At 69.7% G+C, this 20,189-nt stretch carries 18 protein-coding genes and 2 pseudogenes; 6 read left to right on the top strand and 14 right to left on the bottom strand.

Annotated elements, in window-relative coordinates; all coding sequences use genetic code 11:
- Window positions 1-74: 74 nt before the first annotated feature.
- The 7 genes from ccsB to hemL all read right to left on the bottom strand — a co-directional run bounded on the left by ccsB (window position 75) and on the right by hemL (window position 8,034).
- Window positions 75-1,169, bottom strand: coding sequence for a c-type cytochrome biogenesis protein CcsB (gene ccsB, locus J2Z30_RS39070; protein ID WP_044571836.1), 1,095 nt, complete (start codon window positions 1,167-1,169; stop codon window positions 75-77).
- Window positions 1,166-3,037 carry a cytochrome c biogenesis protein ResB gene (gene resB, locus J2Z30_RS39065; RefSeq protein ID WP_044571838.1) on the bottom strand — a complete coding sequence of 624 codons (1,872 nt, stop codon included), beginning with the start codon at window positions 3,035-3,037 and terminating at the stop codon, window positions 1,166-1,168. Before resB ends, ccsB begins: the two co-directional genes overlap by 4 nt.
- Before the next feature lie 3 nt (window positions 3,038-3,040).
- Window positions 3,041-3,805, bottom strand: a complete 765-nt coding sequence (locus J2Z30_RS39060) for a cytochrome c biogenesis CcdA family protein (RefSeq protein WP_044571840.1) — start codon at window positions 3,803-3,805, stop codon at window positions 3,041-3,043.
- Window positions 3,806-3,811: 6 nt separating this feature from the next.
- Complete coding sequence (locus J2Z30_RS39055) at window positions 3,812-4,429, bottom strand: TlpA family protein disulfide reductase (RefSeq protein ID WP_044571842.1); 618 nt, start codon at window positions 4,427-4,429, stop codon at window positions 3,812-3,814.
- A 121-nt stretch (window positions 4,430-4,550) separates the two neighbouring features.
- Window positions 4,551-5,738 carry a polysaccharide deacetylase family protein gene (locus J2Z30_RS39050; RefSeq protein ID WP_044571844.1) on the bottom strand — a complete coding sequence of 396 codons (1,188 nt, stop codon included), beginning with the start codon at window positions 5,736-5,738 and terminating at the stop codon, window positions 4,551-4,553.
- Between the two features lie 284 nt (window positions 5,739-6,022).
- On the bottom strand, window positions 6,023-6,709 hold the full coding sequence (locus J2Z30_RS39045; RefSeq protein ID WP_209469021.1) for a histidine phosphatase family protein: 687 nt from the start codon (window positions 6,707-6,709) through the stop codon (window positions 6,023-6,025).
- A gap of 8 nt (window positions 6,710-6,717) precedes the next feature.
- A complete protein-coding gene (gene hemL, locus J2Z30_RS39040) occupies window positions 6,718-8,034 on the bottom strand; it encodes a glutamate-1-semialdehyde 2,1-aminomutase (protein WP_044571847.1) in 1,317 nt (438 codons plus the stop codon).
- 117 nt (window positions 8,035-8,151) lie between these two features.
- Between hemL and J2Z30_RS39035 the strand changes: the two genes are divergently transcribed.
- Complete coding sequence (locus tag J2Z30_RS39035) at window positions 8,152-8,700, top strand: hypothetical protein (RefSeq protein ID WP_078956736.1); 549 nt, start codon at window positions 8,152-8,154, stop codon at window positions 8,698-8,700.
- Between the two features lie 31 nt (window positions 8,701-8,731).
- Here J2Z30_RS39035 and J2Z30_RS39030 read toward each other — a convergent pair whose 3' ends face one another.
- The 3 genes from J2Z30_RS39030 to J2Z30_RS39020 are packed head-to-tail and all read right to left on the bottom strand — an operon-like array spanning window position 8,732 to window position 11,169.
- Window positions 8,732-9,268: a DinB family protein gene (locus tag J2Z30_RS39030; protein WP_044581595.1), complete on the bottom strand. Its 537-nt coding sequence runs from the start codon at window positions 9,266-9,268 to the stop codon at window positions 8,732-8,734.
- A gap of 42 nt (window positions 9,269-9,310) precedes the next feature.
- Window positions 9,311-10,729 (bottom strand): caspase family protein, encoded by a 1,419-nt coding sequence (locus J2Z30_RS39025; RefSeq protein WP_052701430.1) that lies wholly within the window; start codon window positions 10,727-10,729, stop codon window positions 9,311-9,313.
- Window positions 10,726-11,169, bottom strand: a complete 444-nt coding sequence (locus J2Z30_RS39020) for an effector-associated constant component EACC1 (RefSeq protein WP_052701431.1) — start codon at window positions 11,167-11,169, stop codon at window positions 10,726-10,728. The genes J2Z30_RS39025 and J2Z30_RS39020 overlap by 4 nt, the downstream gene beginning before the upstream one ends.
- 86 nt (window positions 11,170-11,255) lie before the next feature.
- Between J2Z30_RS39020 and J2Z30_RS39015 the strand changes: the two genes are divergently transcribed.
- Entirely contained in the window at window positions 11,256-11,588 is a 333-nt protein-coding gene (locus J2Z30_RS39015) for a YnfA family protein (RefSeq protein WP_020869425.1), read from the top strand.
- On the opposite strand, the gene J2Z30_RS39010 is transcribed toward J2Z30_RS39015, so the two are convergent.
- A complete protein-coding gene (locus J2Z30_RS39010; RefSeq protein WP_209469020.1) occupies window positions 11,578-12,897 on the bottom strand; it encodes a hypothetical protein in 1,320 nt (439 codons plus the stop codon). The genes J2Z30_RS39015 and J2Z30_RS39010 overlap by 11 nt on opposite strands.
- Before the next feature lie 256 nt (window positions 12,898-13,153).
- On the opposite strand from J2Z30_RS39010, the gene J2Z30_RS39005 reads away from it, so the two are divergent.
- Both J2Z30_RS39005 and J2Z30_RS38995 read left to right on the top strand, forming a co-directional pair.
- Window positions 13,154-13,909, top strand: a complete 756-nt coding sequence (locus tag J2Z30_RS39005; protein WP_044571853.1) for an SDR family NAD(P)-dependent oxidoreductase — start codon at window positions 13,154-13,156, stop codon at window positions 13,907-13,909.
- Window positions 13,910-14,238: 329 nt separating this feature from the next.
- Window positions 14,239-14,965 (top strand): annotated as a pseudogene (locus tag J2Z30_RS38995) (FAD-dependent oxidoreductase); the annotation flags it as partial.
- A 240-nt stretch (window positions 14,966-15,205) separates the two neighbouring features.
- On the opposite strand, the gene J2Z30_RS38990 reads toward J2Z30_RS38995, so the two are convergent.
- The 3 genes and pseudogenes from J2Z30_RS38990 to J2Z30_RS38980 form a co-directional block, all read right to left on the bottom strand.
- Window positions 15,206-15,739, bottom strand: a complete 534-nt coding sequence (locus J2Z30_RS38990) for a hypothetical protein (RefSeq protein ID WP_078956737.1) — start codon at window positions 15,737-15,739, stop codon at window positions 15,206-15,208.
- A 251-nt stretch (window positions 15,740-15,990) separates the two neighbouring features.
- Window positions 15,991-16,728 (bottom strand): annotated as a pseudogene (locus tag J2Z30_RS38985) (FHA domain-containing protein); the annotation flags it as partial.
- 210 nt (window positions 16,729-16,938) lie between these two features.
- Window positions 16,939-18,132: an RtcB family protein gene (locus J2Z30_RS38980; protein ID WP_044571854.1), complete on the bottom strand. Its 1,194-nt coding sequence runs from the start codon at window positions 18,130-18,132 to the stop codon at window positions 16,939-16,941.
- 163 nt (window positions 18,133-18,295) lie between these two features.
- Here J2Z30_RS38980 and J2Z30_RS38975 point away from each other — a divergent pair, with 163 nt between their 5' ends.
- Both J2Z30_RS38975 and J2Z30_RS38970 read left to right on the top strand, forming a co-directional pair.
- Window positions 18,296-19,267 (top strand): hypothetical protein, encoded by a 972-nt coding sequence (locus tag J2Z30_RS38975; protein WP_044571856.1) that lies wholly within the window; start codon window positions 18,296-18,298, stop codon window positions 19,265-19,267.
- A gap of 147 nt (window positions 19,268-19,414) precedes the next feature.
- On the top strand, window positions 19,415-20,119 hold the full coding sequence (locus J2Z30_RS38970) for a hypothetical protein (RefSeq protein WP_044571858.1): 705 nt from the start codon (window positions 19,415-19,417) through the stop codon (window positions 20,117-20,119).
- Window positions 20,120-20,189: the final 70 nt, after the last annotated feature.

Here is a 20,189-nt window from a genome sequence, read left to right as displayed (position 1 = left end):
GCGGCCGGAGAAGCGCGACAACGGCCGGTTCCCCTGACCGAGGTCAGGGGAACCGGCCGTTGCGCTGTCCGGTGTCAGACCCCGGCGTAGGAGTGCTTGCCGGTGATGAAGATGTTGACGCCGTAGTAGTTGAACAGGTAGCAGCCGAAGGCGATCAGGGCCAGGTAGGCGGCCTTGCGGCCCTTCCAGCCGGCGGTGGCGCGGGCGTGCAGGTAGCAGGCGTAGGCGACCCAGGTGATGAAGGACCAGACCTCCTTGGGGTCCCAGCCCCAGTAGCGCCCCCAGGCGGCCTCGGCCCAGATCGCGCCCGCGATGATCGTGAAGGTCCACAGCGGGAAGATCGTGGCGTTGATGCGGTACGCGAACTTGTCCAGCGACGCCGCCGAGGGCACCCGCTCCAGAACGGACTTGGCGAACCGGCCGAACTGCTTGCCCTCCGGGTTCTCCAGCTGGACCTCGTAGCGGTCGCGGAAGAGGTAGAGCAGCGTGGCGACGGCCCCGATGTAGAGCGAGGCGCCGGAGACGATCGCGCAGCTGACGTGGATCCACAGCCAGTACGAGTGCAGGGCCGGAACCAACTGGTCGCTCGCGGTGTACAAGACAGAGACGGCGAGACCGAGGTCGAGGAGGACCGTGGTGACGAGGGGCAGCCCGATCCAGCGCACATTCTTCTTCAGCGCCAGCAGCACGAGATACGTGGCCACCGCGACCATGGCGAAGGTCGTGGAGAACTCGTACATGTTGCCCCACGGCGCCCGCTGCACGGACAGCGCGCGGAGGAGGACGCCCGCGGCATGAAAGAGGAAGGCAAGTACGGTCAGGCCCACCGCGATCCGGCCGTACACATCGCCCTGTTCGGTACCGCCCGCGGCGCCCGGCCCGTCCGGGACGTCGCGGCTGCCCGCCGCGGAGCGGGTGACGATCTTCGGCCGGTCCAGGACGGCGGTGCCACCGCCCTGCCCGCCGACCCGCACGGTCACCTTGGCGCGCTGGGCGGTCTCGGCGTCGGCGGTGATCGCGGCGGCGGTGCGGCCGACGGCGCTGCGGCTGCCGAACACCCACTCGGCGATATGCGCCAGGAAGGCGAGGGTGTAGACCGCCATCGCCGAGTAGATCAGCACGTTGCTGTAATGAGCCAGGTTCTCGTTGACTTCGGCGGCGAGGTTCACGCGCGCGCTCCTTCGGCAGGATCTGCGGGATCTGCGGTGTCGGATGCGGATTCCGAGGCGGAGTCCTCGGTGGATTCCTTGGCGGAGTCCTTACCGGAGTCTCCGGTGGAGTCCTTACCGAGGTCCTCGGTGGAATCCTTACCGGGGTCCTCGGTGGAGTTCCGGTCGGGCTCCGGGCCGGGTTCCGCTTCCGGGGCCGGGGGCGCGTCCGCCTGGAGACGGACGGCCAGATCGGCGAGTTCTTCGGGCAGCTTGGCGTACTCGCTGCGGCCGAGCCCCGCCATCTCGACCACGGTGGTGCCGTCGTCGCCCGTCACCGCGCGCACCCACACCCGGCGGCGCTGGATGAACAGGGAGGCGGCCAGGCCCACCAGGGCGGCCACGGCACCGATGAGCGCGCCCTGGTCACCCGGCTTGTGCGAGATCTGGAAGCTGGCCCATTCCTTGACGCCGTCGAACGACAGCGTTCCGGCGCCGTTCGGCAGCTTCATGGTGTCGCCGACCTTGAGCGCTCGGGCGAACTTGGTCTTGCCGTCGGACTCCTTGAACTGCTTCATCCGCGACTTGTCCAGCTGGTACACGCTCTGCGGAGTGCCGCCGTCCACGCCGAGGCTGCCGTGGTAGGCCGTCAGGACCAGCGTCGGATTGTCCAGCGCCGGGAAGACGGAGAACATGCCCTGGCTGCGCACCCAGGTCGGCAGGAACTGCCCCTGGAAGCCGATTTGATCCTTCTTGCCGTTTTTGTCCCGATAGTCCGGGACCTTGATGACCATGCTCTCGGTGAGGTTGGCCCCGTCGATCGGCAGGCCGACCACCGGGCCCTGGTGCACCACATCGCCCTTGCCGTCCCGGATGGTGACCACCGGCGAGTAGCCGTGGTTCAGCAGGAAGACCTTGTAGCCCGCGATCTCGAGCGGCTCGTTCACCTCGATGGAGGTCTTGTGGCTGGCGCCGTCCGCGCCGTCCCAGTAGCTCACATCGGCGCGGAAGGTGCGCGGGGTGCGCATCTGCGGACCGCTGCGTTCGTAGGTCGCGGTGAAGCGGTCCAGCTGGAAGCCGAAGGGGGCGAGATCGTCGCTGTTGAACAGCTGCCCCGTCTTGATGTCGTCGTACTGGGTGAGGCTGTTGGAGAAGCCGCCGCCCTCGGTGATCACACTGCTGCCCTCGGTCTTCCACAACTGCCCGGCGGCGAAGGACACCAGCAGCACGATCAGCGCGCTGTGGAAGAGCAGATTGCCCACCTCGCGCAGATAGCCCTTCTCCGCGGCCACCGCGTCACCCGAGGCCTCGATGCGGAAGCGGCGCCCCTTCATGATCTTCCGGGCGGCCGCCAGCACCTGCTCCGGCTCGGCCTCACTGCGCCAGGTGGTGTATGCGGGAAGCCGGGTCAGCCGGCGGGGCGCGGCCGGCGGGCGGCCGCGCAGCTGGCCGATGAACTGCCAGGTGCGCGGCACGATGCAGCCGATGAGCGAGATGAACAGCAGGAGGTAGATCGCAGAGAACCACACCGAGCTGTAGACGTGGAACAGCTGGAGCTTCTCGTAGATCGGGGTGAGCGTCGGGTGCCGCTCCTGGAAGTCCTGCACCTTGAGCTGGTCGATGCTGGTCTGCGGGACCAGGGAACCGGGGATCGTGGCGAGGGTGAGCAGCAGGAGCAGCAGCAGCGCCACCCGCATCGAGGTCAGCTGCCGCCAGAACCACCGGGCCCAGCCGAGCGGCCCCAGCGAGGGGATGTTGATCTCCTCGGCCGGGGCGGTGGACAGCTGCGACCCCGCGGCGCCGAGCTCGCGCTCCTCGGCGGTCGCGCCACCCTCGGGCGGCGTGCCGGCCCCCTTGCCGGCCGCGGTGTCGGTATCGGTGGTGGACATCGATCAGATCCCAACGTTGAAGCCCTGAGCCCAGGTCTGCATGGAGCCCATCATGGTGTCCCAGACACCTGTGAGCAGCAGCACCCCCAGGGCGACGAGCATGCCGCCCCCGGCTCGCATCACCCAGACGTAGTGCCGCTTGACCCAGCCGAAGGCACCCAGCGCCCGGCGGTAGGCCACGGCGACCACCACGAACGGCAGCCCGAGCCCCACGCAGTACGCGGCGGTGAGCAGGGCCCCGCGCCCCGCACTCGCCTCATTGAACGCCAGGGCGTTGACGGCGGTGAGCGTCGGTCCCAGGCACGGCGTCCAGCCGACGCCGAACAGGGCGCCCAGCACCGGCGCCCCCGCGAGCCCCAGCGTGGGCTTGATGTGGAAGCGGAACTCCCGCTGTCCGAAGCCCCCCAGCACCCCCATGAAGGCGAGGCCCATCACGATCGTGACGACCCCGAGGATCTTGGAGATGGTCTCCTTGTGCTCCTGGAGCGTCCAGCCGAAGTTGCCGAAGAGCGCGCCCCCGGAGACGAAGACCGCGGTGAAGCCGAGCACGAAGAGCGAGGCGCCCGCGACCATCCGGCCGCGCTTGGCCTCGGCAAGGTCCGTGCCCGTGACCCCTGTGACGTACGACATATAGCCGGGCACCAGCGGCAGCACACAGGGGGAGAAGAAGGAGACCAGTCCGCCGAGCACGGCGACCGGAAGCGCCAGCAGCAGCGCCCCGGTCAGGACGGTCTGGTTGGGATCGGTCGCGGCGGCCAGCGTGTTCACGAAAGGTCACTTCTCCGCGATCAGCGGGGTGACCATCGTGCGCAGGCGCTCCTCGCTGAGCGGCGTCAGAGCGCGGGCCGCGATCCTGCCCTCCCGGTCCAGCACGATCGTCGAGGGGATGGCCTGCGGGTTGAGGCTGCCCTTGGGGAAGCGCAGCATGAGCTTCCCGATCGGGTCGTACAGACTCGGGTAGTCGACGCCGTATTCCTTCTCGAACCTCAGCGCGGGGGCGCGGTTGGAGTCACGGGTGTTGATCCCGATGAACTGCACGCCCTTGGCCTTGGTGTCCTTGGCCACCTTGGCGAGGTTCGACGCCTCGGCCCGGCAGGGGGCGCACCAGGAGCCCCAGACGTTCAGGACCACGATCTTGCCCTTGTAGTCCGCCACGTCCAGCGGCTTGCCCTCCAGGGTCTTGCCCGAGAGCTGCGGTGCGTCCTTACGGTTCTCCTTGGCGACGGTGTCCACGCCACCCTTGCCCTGGACGAACTTGGTGTCGGCGGAGCCGCCCGAGGTGCCGCCCCCGCCGCAGGCGGTCAGGGACAGCGTGGCAACCGTGGCCCCGACGGCCAGCACGGTTGCGCGACGACGGGTCGCGAGGCCCCGAGGGGCACGGCAGGCACTCATGTGAAAAGTTTCGCATGGCCCTTTTGCGGATCTTCGCCACCCCCCTCCGGGCACCCCGGCGGGCCCCTGCGGGGCCTCGCCCCCGGCTCACTCCCGGCTCGCCCCGCGCCCACCGGGGCCGTCAGCCGCCGTTCGCGCTCCACGCCTGGCCCACACCGAGCCCGCGCAGCTCGTCCAGGACCGCGGGGTCCTGTGCGTCCATCCAGTCGGTGAGCTGCTTGAAGGAGACCAGCCGGACGTCCTCGTGCTTCTCATCGGCCATGTGCTTGAGCGCTTCCTCGACGGCGTCCATATAGATGCCGCCGTTCCACTCCTCGAAGTGGTTTCCGATGAAGAACGGAGCGCGATTGGTCTCATAGGCCCGCTTGAAACCGGCTATGTACGCCTCGGCGGCCTGCTTGCGCCAGCCCGGGTAGTTCGCGGGCGGGGCATTGGTGGAATTCTTCGACTGGTTCGCCAGGATGTTGTAGTCCATCGAGAGCACCTCGAAGGAGTGCCCCGGAAAGGGAATCTGCTGCAGCGGGAAGTCCCAGACGCCCTGCTTCTTCGACGGCCACACCTGAAGTCCGCCCGGCGAACTGGCGTCATAGCGCCAGCCGAGTTCCCGGGCGGTCGGCAGCAAATTGGTCTGGCCCTTCAGACACGGCGTACGGCCGCCGATGAGCTCCTTGTGGTAGTCGAAGGGCAGCGGATCCACATCGGTGAAGCGCGTATTCGTCCGCCACTCCGTGACAAAGGACATGGCCTGATCGATCTCGGACTTCCACTGCGCGGACGTCCAGTTCTCCACCGAGCCGCTTCCGGAGCAGAAGTGGCCATTGAAATGGGTGCCGATCTCATGGCCCTCGAGCCACGCCTCGCGCACGTTCCGCAGCGTGGCCTTGATGTGCTCATCGGTGAGATAGCCGATGTCGGAGGCGCCCACCGGGTTGTTCGGCGGCCGGTAGAGCGACTTCTTCGACTCCGGAAGGCAGTAGATACCGGAGAGGAAGAAGGTCATGGTCACGCCGTGGTCCTGGGCCAGCTTGCGGAACCGCGGGAAGAGACCGTTGCCGACCTCTCCCGCTCCGTCCCACGAGAACACCACGAACTGCGGCGGCTTCTGCCCCCGTTCCAGCCGCTCCGGCTTCGGGGCCTCCTTACGCCGCTCACCGTGCGAAGTGGAGCCGTCACCGATCGGCTTCGCCTGGGTCGTCTTCGCGGGCTTCGGCGTACCGGATCCGGACCCCGAGGAACAGCCGGCGACGGCCAGTGATGCCGCCGCTCCCATACCAAGACCGAGGATCCCCCTCCGGCTGACCTCACGCATAACGTCCTCAATTCGCACTCGCCGTTCTGATTGCCCGGGGTGTCCGGACAACCCTGGAGATGGCGAGGCGAATAGCGAGGTTCCGAAAGAACGCGGTCAATTACACGGCGGACACAATGTCTCCATTCGGTGCCACGCCGCGCGACCCAACGGTCATCCCACGGCCATGCGCCCGTCACGCACATCGCGGGCCGCACATCGCGGGCCGCACACCGCGGGCCGCGCATCGCGGGCCGCACACGGCGGCCCGCACCCCCCGGCCCGGCCGCGGCCGGGCGCACCGCTCAGGCGCCATAGCCCTTGGAAGCGCCCTTCACCGGCTTGGCGCCCGCGCGCAGATGGGGCGGAACGAGATCACGGGCCGGTTCGCTGTAGCCCACCGAGACGATCCGGTCGCCGCGGAAGGTGAAGCTGGTGAGGCTGGCCAGCGTGCACTGCCGCCTGCGCGGGTCGTGCCACAGCCGCCGCCGCTCCACGAAGCTGCGCACGATCCAGATCGGCAGTTGATGGCTGACGCACACCGCCTCGTGCCCGCGCGCGGCGTCCCGCGCCCGGCCCAGCGCCGCCATCATCCGCACCACCTGGTCGACATAGGGCTCACCCCAGGACGGGCGGAACGGGTTGGTGAGATGGCGCCAGTTGCCCGGTTTGCGCAGCGCGCCGTCGCCGACACCGAAGGTCTTGCCCTGGAAGACGTTCGCCGCCTCGATCAGCCGCTCGTCCGAGGCCACGTCCAGGCCGTGCGCCTTGGCGATCGGCGCCGCCGTCTCCTGCGCCCGCTCCAGCGGGGAGGCGACCACATAGGTGATGTCACGGTCGGCGAGGTGCTCGGCGACCCGGTCGGCCATCTGCCGCCCCAGCTCGGAGAGGTGGTAGCCGGGCAGCCTGCCGTAGAGCACGCCCTCCGGGTTGTGGACCTCGCCGTGGCGCATCACATGGACGACGGTGATGTCGTTCTCGCTCTGTGTCATGTCATCCATCATTCAGTGGCCTCGGCGGCGGCCCGCGCCGCCCCCGGCAGAGCCGCCGCCACCCGCTCCAGCGCCTTCTCGTCGTGCGTCGTGGAGACGAACCACGACTCGAAGGCGGACGGCGGGAGGTAGACGCCCTGGGACAGCATGGAGTGGAAGAAGGCGGTGAAGCGGAACGCCTCCTGCGCCTTGGCCTTCTCGTAGTCGGTGACCTCGTCGGCGGTGAAGAAGACCGAGAACATGTTGCCCGCGACCTGGACCCGGTGCGCCACGCCCTCCTTGGAGAGCGCCTCCGTCACCATCGCCCGCAGCCGCTCGGAAGCCGCGTCGACCCGTGCGTACGCCGCGTCGTCCAGCAGCCGCAGCTGGGCGACGCCCGCGGCCGTGGCGACCGGGTTCCCGGACAGGGTGCCCGCCTGGTAGACCGGGCCGGCCGGGGCCAGGCGCTCCATGACGTCGGTGCGCCCGCCGAAGGCCGCGGCCGGGAACCCGCCGCCCATGACCTTGCCGAAGGTCATCAGGTCCGGCTCCACGCCGTCCAGCCCGAACCACCCGGCCCTGGAGACCCGGAAGCCGGTCATGACCTCGTCGGAGATGTAGAGCGCGCCATGGTCGGAGCAGAGCTGCTTGAGGCCCGCGTTGAACCCGGGCAGCGGCGGCACCACGCCCATGTTGCCCGCCGACGCCTCGGTGATCACACAGGCGATCTCCCCGGGGTGCGCGGCGAAGGCCGCCCGAACCGCCTCCAGGTCGTTGTACGGCAGCACCACGGTCTCCCCCGCCTGCGCTCCCGTCACCCCCGGAGTGTCCGGCAGCCCGAAGGTCGCCACCCCGGACCCGGCCGCGGCCAGCAGGGCGTCCACATGCCCGTGGTAACAACCGGCGAACTTGATCACCTTCGACCGCCCGGTGAACCCACGGGCCAGCCGGATCGCCGACATCGTCGCCTCGGTACCGGAGGACACCAGGCGCACCTGCTCGACCGGGGCGACCCGCGCCACGATCTCCTCGGCGAGCTCGACCTCGCCCTCGCCCGGCGTGCCGAACGACGTACCCCGGGCGACGGCGGCCTGCACGGCCGCGGTGACCTCGGGGTGGGAGTGGCCGAGGATCATCGGTCCCCACGAGCACACGAGGTCCACGTACTCGCGCCCGTCGGCGTCGGTGAGGTACGGACCGTCCCCGGACACCATGAACCGGGGCGTACCTCCCACGGCGCGGAACGCCCGCACCGGAGAGTTCACGCCGCCGGGCGTCACGGCGGCCGCGCGATCGAAAAGCGTCTGCGAAACTGGGGCTGCGTACGAATAGCTCACGCACGCCATGTTGTCAGAGGCGGACGTATCCCCGCGGCCGGGCGTTTCACAGCTCTATGGTGGGGGAGGTCTCTGTGAACAGAGATCGGGTTGCGCGGTAGTGGCCGCGAGTGGTCGGGTGGAGATATGCATCGCGGTGGCGAACTGGGTGAAGGGACTGACGACCGAGGCCCCGAGCGGTCCCGGCCCGGACGCCATCGGCGGGACGAGGCGGGCAGGGCTGGCAGAAGCGGGGGCCGCATGGGGGTGACCTACAAGTACTTCGGTGCGCCGGACGGCGCCACCGCGGCCAGGGTCCCCATCTCCATGCGCCCCGAGGAGCTCGGCGGCGATGAGCTCGGCCACGGCATGTTCACGAAGATCAAGCCGGAAACGGTGGCGGCGATGGTCCTCACCGGCATCGAGGGCGTCCCGCTGCACAAGGTTCCCCCGCTCGAACTGGTCGTCCTCCACCCGGACTACGCCGTCGTCAAACTCCCGATGACCGCCGTCGATCCGCTGCGCGGCGTCGGCGAGGAGGCGGTGGGCGCCGCGGCCTTCATCTGGTCCACGGTCCCCGACCGCGGCGGCCCCCGGGACGCCTTCACGGTCTATCAACTGCTTCACGAGTGGCAGGACTTCAGCCACCGGCTGCACGAGGCGGGGCACCAGCCGTACTGCCTGGTCTGGCCCTGAGCCGAGGGCTGTGGCCCTGAGGTCATGGCCCCTACGGCGCGGAGGCGGCGCGCAGCAGGCGGAGTTGGCCGATCTCGGTGGCGTTCTTCATCAGCTCGGCGTTCACCCAGGCGGCCATGTGGGCGATGGTGTGCTCGGGGTCCCGGTCCCAGGGGAACGGCGCTATGGCGTCCAGGTCCTCCTCGGTGAGCCGGTCCAGTACGGCCGTCCACTCCGCCCGCAGCCCGCGCAGCCACTCGATGGCCGCCTTACCGTCGCCGGGCCAGCCGACCTCGGTCCGCTCCCGCGGCTCGCGTCCCTCCGCATGGTCGATGGTCACGCTCCACCACCAGCCGATATGCCAGGTCAGCCAGCCGATGGTGGGGACGGGCACGGGGTCGGGCTCGGTCTCCGCCCAGTCCGGCAGCCACGATCCATCGGCGCCTTGACGCACCGTCCAGCAGTGGGCCGTGGGCTCCCACAGGAAGTCCTCGGGCTCCAATCGCTCCAGGTGGTACTCGAAGAGCGACCAGATCAGGTCGGACTGCCAGCGGAGTAAGGCGCGGCGGGAGGTCGTCGGAGTCGTCATCAGCCGACCCTGGCACACGGGTGGATGCGCGCAAAGGGAATTTCATTCACGGGGCTCGCAGACCGGGTGGCGGGAGTCCGGGCCGTCGCAGAGGAAGTAGCCCGTCCAGCGGTAGTGGCTGTCGGGCACGGTGCCCGGCCCCCGTTGCCAGGTGGCCATCTGATCGCCGTTGGAGAAGGTCAAGCCGCCCTGATCGACCGTCGGTTCGCTCTCCAACAGGGTGGCCAGGCCGCGGAGGAAGGACGCTCGGTCCGAGCGCTTCTTCCAGGAGGCGATGACCTCGTCCGGGGCCTCGGCCGAGAAGCCCGTGCCGTCGAAGCCCCCGCGGTCCATGGCCACTTCCATGGTGTCGAAGTCGCCCCGGCACGCCGCGTTGTGCACGGAGTCGACGGATGGCTCGCGGCGTTGGGTGCCGTCTCCCCAGTCGAAGGTCGAGTGCGCCTTGCCGCAACTCAGACCCTTGCCGTCGGCCCCGCGCTCACCGTCGCCGTTCGGCAGGAGCCAGAAGGTCAGGCCGACGATGACGGCGAGGGCCAGGGTGGCCGCGGCGAGGGTGCGTTGGCGTGTGCTCAGGCGGTGGGCTTTGGGGGCGGCGGCGGTCTCGTCGGGCTCCGGGGGTTCCTGGCGGGGAGCGCGGTTGCGGGCGATGGAGATATGGGCGCCGCGGTCGCGGTTCAGCTGTTGGGGGCGTGGGCGGTTCTTGCGCATCAGGGCGCGGTCCACGCGGTCGTAGAGGTCCGCCATGGTGAGCAACTCCGGCGCGTCCGGGTCGCCCTCTTCGAGGAGGGCGACCAACTCGCCGGTGAAGGCCGGGTACCGCTCCCCCGGGGGCGCCAGCGCCTGCTTGGTGGCGTGGGAGGCGGCGAGGACCGAGGTGCCTTCGACGTCGGCCAGCCGGATCGTGTCACCCCCGGCGGACAGATGGCCGCGCAGGGCGGTGCCGCTGAAGCAGCAGTCGAGGATGACGACCTTACGGCGGACACGGGTGGCGCTCAGCAGGATCTCGCGCAGATCGTCGTACTTCACCGCGGTGAACGACTTGTCCTTCGTCGTCTCCGGTACGGCCAGATGTAAGCCGCCGCTGAGCGGATACAGCAGGCCATGGCCCGCGTAGTAGACGACGAGCGTGTCCGTGGCCTCGGCGGCCGCGCGGTGGACGGCCTCCAGCATGCTGTCGCGCGTCGGCTGCGAGACGACCGTGCAGTGCTCCTCGGGGAGGCCCCACACCTCCGGATCCCGGAACAGCCCGGCCAGCCGCCGACAGCCCGCCGCCACGGACGGCCGGTCGTCCAGATGCCGCTGCCGGTCCCGGGAGGCGGCCCCGCCCCGGGTGAAGGCGTGGGCCTCGATGAGGACGGCCCGGGACGCGGAGGGGTCGGAGAGGCGTGCCGCCGGTGCCGTGGTCTCTCCCGTCGTACGGGAGGTACGGGAGGTACGGGAGGTGCCAGAGCGCCAGGTCATGCCGGGTTCTCGGGGCGGTCGGAGTCCTCCGGGCGGTCGGAATTGTCCGGGCGGTCGGAATTGTCCGGGGAATCCTCTGGGGGCTGGGAGCCCTCCGGGGTCTCCAATTCCCGGAGGAGGCGGCGGATCGTCTCCGGGTCGGTGCTCTCGACCCGCAGGGAGACGCCATCGCGTTCCACCCGGGTGTCCGCGCCGCGCGCCCGAGCGTCACGCCAGGTGGCCACGGCGAGCAGCAGATTGCCGAGGGACGTGAGGTTCGAGACGACGATGGAGATGACCTCGAGGCCGCCCAGGGTGTCGTCGCGGCCCTCCTCGTCCACCAGCGCCACCTCCGCGGCGCACGCGACGTCGGGGTCCCCGGTCAGCCAGCGATAGAGGTCGAGGACGCCCGGAGACCCCTCGGCGGCGTCGACTCGAAGGCGGAACTGCACGGCACCCATCCCCCGGTGTGATCCTGTGGTGGGCGCCGATCGTAGCGTTCCGCTCCGCTACGGGGCCTCGCATGGGCGGGCCGTACCCTTCCCCCATGCTCATCGCACGTTCCATCGCTCTGTTCGCCGTGGCCGCGCTCCTGGAGATCGGCGGCGCGTGGCTCGTCTGGCAGGGCGTGCGTGAGCACAGGGGGTGGGCGTGGATCGGCGCCGGGGTCATCGCTCTTGGCGCCTACGGGTTCGTGGCCACGCTCCAGCCGGACGCGGAGTTCGGCCGCATCCTCGCGGCGTACGGCGGCGTGTTCGTCGCCGGATCGCTCGCCTGGGGCATGGTCGCCGACGGCTACCGGCCCGACCGCTTCGATGTGCTCGGAGCGCTGATCTGTCTGGCCGGAGTCGCCGTGATCATGTACGTGCCTAGGCGGTAACCATCGGCCGGCCGTGGCCGCCCTTGCCCTCATGGTCGCCGTGGTTGTCCTTGCCCTGCTGGCCGTGGTCACCGTGGTGGTCGTCCTGCTCCTGCTCCGTGCCGAGGACGCAGCCGGTGTCCGGGTCGATGAAGACGGTCGTGATGGTGTGGTCGCACTCGACCTCCACGACCCACACCTGCTTGACCTCCTTCTTGTGCGGGTCCTTGTGCTCGTCCTTGCGCTGGTCGTCCTTGCGGTGGTCGTCGTGGTGGCGCGGGTCCTTGCGGTCGTCCTTACGGCCGTCCTCGTGCTTGCCCTTGTGGTGCGGGTCGTCCTCGGGGCAGTCCACCAGCTCGGCGCTGACCGCCTGGCCGCCGACCTCGCACTCGGCGATCTCGACCGCCTCGGCGAGCGTCACCGGGTCGTTCTTCTTCTGGTCCTGCTTCTTCTGGTCCTGGTGCTCCTTGTGCTCCTGGCCGTGGCGCGCCTGGTCGTCCTCGTGGACGGGAACGGCGACGGGACGGACGGCACCGCGGCCCTGGGCCTCCTCACCGGACTGGGCGGCCTCGTACGGCTGCGCGGCCTGCTCGGGCTGAGCCACCTGCTCGGACTGCGTCGCCTGCTCCGGCTGCGCGGCCTGCTCCGGCTGCGCTACCTGCTCGGGGCGCGCCGCGCTGCGGCCCTGGATGCCGTGCCAGTACTTCCCGGCGGGGAAGTAGCGAGTCGGGTCCTGACGGCCCTGGTCCTCGCGCTGGCCGCTCTCCTCCTTGCGGCTGTCCTCCTGGCCGCTGTCTTCCTTGCGGCTGTCCTCCTTGCGGCTGTCCTCCTTGCTGCCGCTGTCCTCACGACCGCTGTCCATCTTCTCGTCGTACCGGCCGTGGTCCTCGCGCTGGCCGTGGTCCTCGCGCTGGTCGCTCTCCTCGCGCGGGTCGCTCTCCTTCTTCTCGTACCGCCCGCCCTCGTCGTGACGACCGCCCTGGTCGTCCCGGGCGTGGTCATCGTGGCGGCCGCCGTTGGGGTCCTCGTGGCTGTTCGCCTCGTAGCGGCCGTCCTCGTGGCCGTTGTCCTCGTGGCCGTTGTCCTCGTGACGGCCGTTCGGGTCCTTCACCTCGTAGCGGCCGTGCTCGTGCTGGCCCTTCTTGTCCTCGTGACGGCCGTTCTCGTGGTTCCCCTTGTCGTGGTTCTCCTTGTTGTCACCGTGCGCCCGGTCCTGGGGACAGTGGTTGCCCTGCGCCGAGTGCGGGTCGGGGGTGCTGCCCGAGGCCCATGCGGTTCCCGGAGCACCGGCGACCAGGGCCGCCGCCGCGATGGCGCCCGCCGAGGCCACGCCCCAGCGTTGGAAAGAACGACGGGACCGCTGAAGGAATCTGCTCTGCTGGGTCATTACCTGAATTCACTCCTTGGGCATGGGTGCTCCAACTACCGGCGCCGCGCCGGACGCAGTGCACCCTTCCCCGAGCCCGAGAGCCCCTAGCGGATTCCTATCTTCAGTCCCCCGGTTGGAGGTAAATCGGGCCGTCATATCCTGCATATGGATCATGCGCACACACCACCGTTTGCGCCACGTCGCCACTGGAGGGCCGATGACCACCCGAACCGCAGTCATCACCGGCGCGAGCAGCGGGATCGGAGCCGCGACCGCGCGCCGCCTGGCGGCCGCCGGATTCCGCGTCGTCCTCGCCGCCCGCCGTAAGGAGCGCATCGAGGCGCTCGCCGCCGAGCTGACCGAGGCGGGGCACGAGGCCGAGGCGTTCGTCCTGGACGTCACCGACCGCGCCGCCGTGGAGTCCTTCGCCGCCGGTCTGGACCGCTGCGACGTCCTGGTGAACAACGCGGGCGGCGCGGTCGGCGCCGAGACCGTGGCCACCGCCGACCCGGCCGACTGGCGGGCGATGTACGAGGTCAATGTGGTGGGCGTGCTCCAGGTGACCCAGGCCCTGCTGCCCGCCCTCACCGCCTCCGGCGACGGCACGATCGTCGTGCTGTCCTCCACGGCGGGCCATGTGGCGTACGAGGGCGGCGGCGGGTACGTGGCGGCCAAGCACGGCTCCCACGCCATCGCGGCCACCCTGCGCCTGGAGCTGTGCGGTGAGCCGGTGCGGGTGATCGAGATCGCCCCGGGCATGGTCAGGACCGACGAGTTCGCGGTGAACCGCTTCCGCGGCGACGAGAGCCGGGCCGCGGCCGTCTACGAGGGCGTGGCCGAGCCGCTGACCGCCGATGACGTGGCCGACACGGTGGAGTGGGCGGTCACCCGCCCCTCGCATGTGAACATCGACATGATGGTCATCCGCCCCCGCGCCCAGGCCGCCCAGCACAAGGTCCACCGCGAGCGCTGAGCCCGTCCGCCCTCGTCCCTCCCTCCACGGCCCCTCCCAGCCCTGCTTCGACAGCCCCGCCACAACACAGCCCGCCGTCCCCCGTTCGGCTCAGTGTGTCTGCGCCGCCCCGGGGGCGCTCCGATGCCGGCAGTCGCGCAGCGCGCCTTCCTCGCCCCCGATGTGTTCGCGATGTACGGTGAGGAAGCGCTGCTGTACGACGCGCGGCCGGACGACGCGCGGCGCGCGGCGCGCGGACGTGCCGCGGGCGGTGGCGGCGTGCCCGGTCAGGGCCATCACCGTGGAGGGCGCGGGCGGCAGGTGGACGGCGGACCGGGTGGGTGCCTCCGATGGCGCTTGACGGCTCCCTGGAGCGGCTCCGGCGCGAGGGCCACATCGTCCGTCGTGGGCGCATCCCTGGCGGGGCTGCGGGCCGCCGAGACGCTCCGGGAGGAGGGCTTCACCGGCACGCTCACCATGATCGGTGACGAGCCGTACGAGCCGTACGACCGGCTGCGGGCCGGGCCCCGCCGGTGCTGGTGATCGGCGCCGGGTTCACCGGCTCGGAGATCGCCTCCGTCTGCCGTGAGCGGGAGCTGCCCGTCACGGTCGCCGAACGCGGCCCGGCTCCCCTGATGGGCGCCCCGGGCGGTGTGATCGGCGAGGTGGCCGCCGAGCTGCAGCACCAGTACGGCGTCGATCTGCGCCGCGGTGTGATGGTCACCGGGCTGGAAGGCGACGGCGCGGGCAGGCTGCGGCGGGCCCACTTCTCCGACCTATCCGACGGCGACGCGCTGGACGCGGAGGTGGCCGTCGTCGCCCTGGGCGCGACGCGCAACGCCGAATGGCGTCGCGGGGGACGTGGCCCGCTCCCCGCATCCGCTGTTCGGCTACCAGTTCCTGTCCCTGGAGCACTGGGGCAACGCGGTCGCGCAGGCCGAGGTGGGGGCCCACAACATGATCAGCCCCGGTGAGCGGCGCCGCCCGCACCCGTGGACGCCGTACTTCTGGTCGGCCCAGTTCGGCGTCAACATCAAGTCCGTCGGGGTACCGAACATGGCCGACCAGATCCTCGTCAGGGCGCGCGACGGCGCTGGATTGCGCGGGAGGCGGGGACGGGGGTGGCCTCGGGGCCGATGAGCAGGCCGGTCCGGCCGTCGAGGGAGGCGTCCGTACCGCCGCGACGCCGTCCTCAGAGGGCCGCGGCACCTGGCCGTCGCGTACGACGGCCTCAAGCGCCAGGGGGCGTCCGACGGATCATGACGCCCGCGCCACGGAAGGGCGCGCGGACACCTGCGGCACGCAAGGGCGCGCAGCTCACACAGCACCTTGCGGGGGCCGTGGAGGAGCAACCGCGGTGGCAGCCTCCCGGGCTGCCCGCTCCGACGCCCGGATGTCTTCCGCATCACTGCGCCGCAGGACAAAGATTTTCGCGAGGGCGAGAAGACTCGGCCCACACAGACATGCCGACAGCCACGGTTGAGTGGGCGCAACCACAACACCGGCGCCGAGCAGCGCCAGCGACAGCACGACTCCGGATATCAGCCCGCTCATTCGGTACACATGATTACGTCGCCGCTCAGCGTCACGAGCGGCTCGTCCCCCCGCGGCCTTCTCCACCTCGGCCGCCCGACTCGCGGCAGCTTCGGCAGCGGCATGCTGCTGCGCTGCCAGGGCACGCTCATTGTCGAGCTGCTTCATGCGCGCCTGATGCTCACGCTTGAGCTGGGGTTCAAGCGCCTTCAAAGCGATTTCGAGTTTTTCCGCCCCAAGAGCCTCGCCCCATTGCGCGGCGATAGCCAACCCAACATTGATGTTCGGATCTGGATGGTTTTCAGCCGGGTCTGTCACTCCTGTGCCCCTCCATCATCAGACCCCACAGGGGTGATTTGAAGACCCGTCAGCTCAGGCGGGGGGCCCAGCCGAAGGAAGAGTCGCGCGAGCGCGCTGTCCAGCGAATCAGCGGCCGGGATGACGTCTTCGACTTCATAGCCGCCGCGGGTGCCTTGACCGGAAGCCGGAGCGGAGCGCTCGGGGCCTCGGGTGTCCTGCTGATGGCCTCGCGCGCCCTGCTGATCCATGCCGGGGGTGAGCGTTGGCTCCTCGGTTCGCCGGTAAACAATGGTGGTGCCACCCACAACGATCCGCGAGCCGTCGCGGAGCGTAGCGCGGGTGGTGTGCTGTCCGTCCACCACCATGCCGTTGGTGGACCCGAGATCTTGAATCGTCGAGGGCGTTCCGATCCGGATCTCGCAGTGCCGACGGGAGACGCCGACGCCGTCGATCCGCACATCGGCATCCATACCGCGGCCCAGCACCAGCGTCGGGCGGGAGATCTGGTGGCGGGTGCCGTTGACCTCGATCCAGTGGCGCACCTGGGCACGGGACCGCGCCACAGTGGGCGGGGATTCATCGCGGTCGGACTGGGGGTCGGCCGGGGCAGACCCGGGAGCCTGCCGGTTGGTGGAGCCGGCGAGCGTACGGCTGCGCACCCGGTACAGGCCGGTGTCGAGGTCGGCCGTCTTCTCCAGGTGGACCTTGACGGGGCCCATGAAGGTGTACCGCCGCTGATTGGCGTAGTCGCGCACCATGTTGGCGAGCTCGTCGCCGAGTCGGTCGACGTAGGGACTGAGGAGCTCGTTATCCGGAGCGCTCAACTCCACGACGAAGTCGTTGGGTACGACGGTCTGGTCGCGGTTCCAGATCGTGGCGTTGTTGTCACACTCGCGCAGGAGCGCTCCCGCGATCTCGGCGGGCTGGAGCTGGGAGTTGAAAACCTTGGCGAAGCTGCCGCTCATCAGACCTTCGAGACGCTGCTCGAAGCGTTTCATTCCTCCCAATGAGCACCTCCCTGGCCCAGTGCTACCGGCCTCCTGCTCACTCGACGATGTGACATCGCCGCCAGACTCGGACATACCCCAGCCGCCGCCGGCGGGAACGTGGCACCGACACCACAATCGCGCACCACGTCGTACGGCACTCCGCCCGAGCAGGCAGAAGCCCCGGACCGTCGCCGGTCCGGGGCCTGTCGATCGCGTACGGTCCTGAGCTCAGCCCTTCACGCACACCACCTGCTTGAGCCTCGCCACCACCTCGACGAGGTCCCGCTGCTGGTCGATGACCTTCTCGATCGGCTTGTACGCCCCCGGGATCTCGTCCACGACGCCGGAGTCCTTACGGCACTCCACACCCCGCGTCTGGTCCGCCAGATCCTGGACCGAGAAGCGCTTCTTCGCCGCGTTACGGCTCATCTTCCGGCCCGCTCCGTGCGAGGCCGAGTTGAACGACGCCTCGTTCCCCAGACCGCGCACGATGTACGAACCGGTGCCCATCGAGCCCGGAATGATCCCGTAGTCCCCGCCTCCGGCGCGGATGGCGCCCTTACGGGTCACGAGAAGGTCCATGCCCTCGTAGCGCTCCTCGGCAACGTAGTTGTGGTGGCAGCTGATCACCGGCTCGAAGACCGGGCGGGCCTTCTTGAACTCCTTGCGCACCACGTCCTGGAAGAGCGCCATCATGATCGCGCGGTTGTACTTCGCGTACTCCTGCGCCCAGAAGAGATCGTGCCGGTACGCGGCCATCTGGGGGGTGTCCGCGATGAAGACGGCCAGGTCGCGGTCGACCAGATTCTGGTTGTGGGGCAGCTTCCGGGCTTCGCCGATGTGGTGCTCGGCCAGCTCCTTGCCGATGTTGCGGGAGCCGGAGTGCAGCATCAGCCAGACCGAACCCTCGTCATCGAGACAGAATTCGATGAAGTGGTTACCGGATCCGAGCGAACCCATCTGCTTGACGGCCCGCTCCTGGCGGAACCTGACCGCCTGGGCCACTCCCCCGAACCGGCTCCAGAAGTCGTCCCACCCCGTCGTCGGAAACGCGTGCAGCCGCCCCGGGTCCACCGGGTCGTCGTGCATTCCGCGCCCCACCGGGATCGCCCGCTCGATCCGGGACCGCAGCCGCGAGAGGTCCCCCGGAAGGTCGTTGGCGGTCAGCGACGTCTTGACGGCCGACATCCCGCAGCCGATGTCCACCCCGACCGCCGCCGGGCACACCGCGCCCTGCATCGCGATCACCGAGCCGACCGTGGCACCCTTCCCGTAATGCACATCCGGCATCACGGCGAGGCCCTTGATCCAGGGCAGGGTGGCCACATTGCGCAGCTGCTGCATGGCCACGCCCTCAACCGTCGAGGGGTCGGTCCACATCCGGATCGGCACCTGCGCGCCGGGCACCTCGACATACGACATGATGTACTCATTCCCCCGTAAAAGACTGAAAACGCAAAAGCCGGGCCAGTACCCCATAGACGGCGGGCGACCGGCAGGCACGGCAGTGCGTGCGATAGACATTGTGTCCAGCCACCGCCCGCGGGCGGCAAGGAGTTTTCCGTCGCTCGAAGGGACACGGACAGTGCAGCCAGCGCAGCGAAGGGCGTACGGACGGCGGGCCACCCCGGTCGTAGCCGTGCTCATCACCGTGCTCGCCGTCGCGGGGCTCGGCGGATGCACTGGCTCCGATTCGACGACCGACCCGGACGACGGCGCCTCCGACGACTCCGGGACGGCCGTCTCGGCCGAGCCCGGCCGCTATCGCACGCTGCCCGAGGCATGCGGCGCGGCGAGCCGGAAGACCCTCCAGGCCCTGCTGCCCGGCGCCGAGCAGGACGACAAGGTGTACGACGGCCAGGCGGCCGTGACGTATGACATAGACCGCCGGGACGGCTGCCGCTGGAAGGTGGAGACCACGAGCGGCACGCGCTACCTCACGATCGACTTCCAGCGGGTGGTCTCGTACGACCCCTCGGTCAGCGATGACGACCGGGCTCAGGAGACGTACGAGAAGAAGGCCGTCGCCGCCGACATCCCGGACGCCACGAGCCCTCCCTCGAGCCCCTCCAGCTCGGCGAGCGGCTCGGGCGGCGACGCGGGCGGCGAGGGTGGCGCGGGCGACGAGGGCGGCGCGGGCAACTCCTCCGCCTCCGCCAGTTCGAGCGCCGATGAGCCCGGCCAGGGCGGCCAGGGCAGCCAGAGCGACAAGGGCGATGAAGCGGGTAAGGGCGACAAGGGGGGCAAAAGCACCGATAGCCCCTCCGCGGGCGCCGATGCGAGCGGTGGAAGTGACGAAAGTGACACCACCTCGGAGGACACCGCCCCGCGCCGGCTGGACGACCTCGGTGACGACGCCTTTCTCAACGACCAACTGATCACCAAGGACTCGGGTATCCACCGCGACATCACCGTCGTGTTCCGGTCCTCGAATGTGATTGCCACCATTGAGTACGACCAGTGGACGACCGACAAGAAGCACATTCCCAACAGCCAGGAACTGCAGGAAAGCGCCCAGGACTTGGCCGATGAACTGACCGGTCGCCTCAACGAATAACGGGTCCTCGCCGCACCCCCGCGAGCACCCCGGCCCCTCCCCGCGGAGACCTCGGAAATTGGGACGCCCGCGCGTCGGCCGCGTACCGTGCCGACTAATGACGCGGGCGGCACGTCCGCCCATCGACAGAGAATGAGCGAAGGACCCATGCACCGTTCAGCCCCGCGACTCGCCCGAATACTCGCCTGCGCGACCGTACCGGTGGTGCTCGTCGCCGGCTGCTCCTCCGGCTCGGACAAGAAGGACGACAAGAACGCCGGTGGCTCAGCGAGACCCGGCTCGCCCAGCGCTTCACCCACCGTCGCGGCAGCGAAGTTCAGCAAGCTGCCCGATGTGTGCTCCACGCTTTCCGGGAAGACGGTCGACGATCTCGTCCCCAAGGCTCAGAACAAGAAGGGCAAGGCCCTTCCCTCGGCCGACACCAATACGTCGGCCAGCTGCCTGTGGAGCGGCCTCGACAAGTTCGACTACCGCTCGCTGACCGTCTCCCTCAAGCTGTTCCGCTCCGACCCGGGGCTCGGCTCCGGCGACAAGCGCGCCGGGGAGTACGCCGCCCAGCAGGCGAGCAGGGCCGCCACCGCCGGCAAGGTGACCGACCCCAAGACCGAGAAGGTCGCGGGCATCGGCGACGAGGCGACCACGGTCAGCACCAAGGAGAAGAAGGACGGCGACGACTTCCGCGACCAGACGGTCGTGGTCCGCACCGCCAATGTCGTCATCACCCTCCAGTACGACGGCGCGGGCTATGAGACCGCCAAGGCGCCGGACGCGGCCGACCTGCTCAAGGACGCCAAGTCCGCGGCCAAGGAGACCGTCGGCGCCATCGGTAAGGGCGCCAAGAGCGGGGCCTGATTCGCCGACACGACCCCTTCCCGCCCCTGAGCCTTGACGTGTATGCGACTCTGATGCGGCTGTTGTTGAG

Source organism: Streptomyces iranensis (assembly GCF_017874715.1).
In the GTDB taxonomy this organism is placed as follows: domain Bacteria; phylum Actinomycetota; class Actinomycetes; order Streptomycetales; family Streptomycetaceae; genus Streptomyces; species Streptomyces iranensis.
The sequence above is the reverse complement of the archived record's forward strand: the minus strand, read 5'-3'. Positions and strand labels throughout refer to the sequence as shown.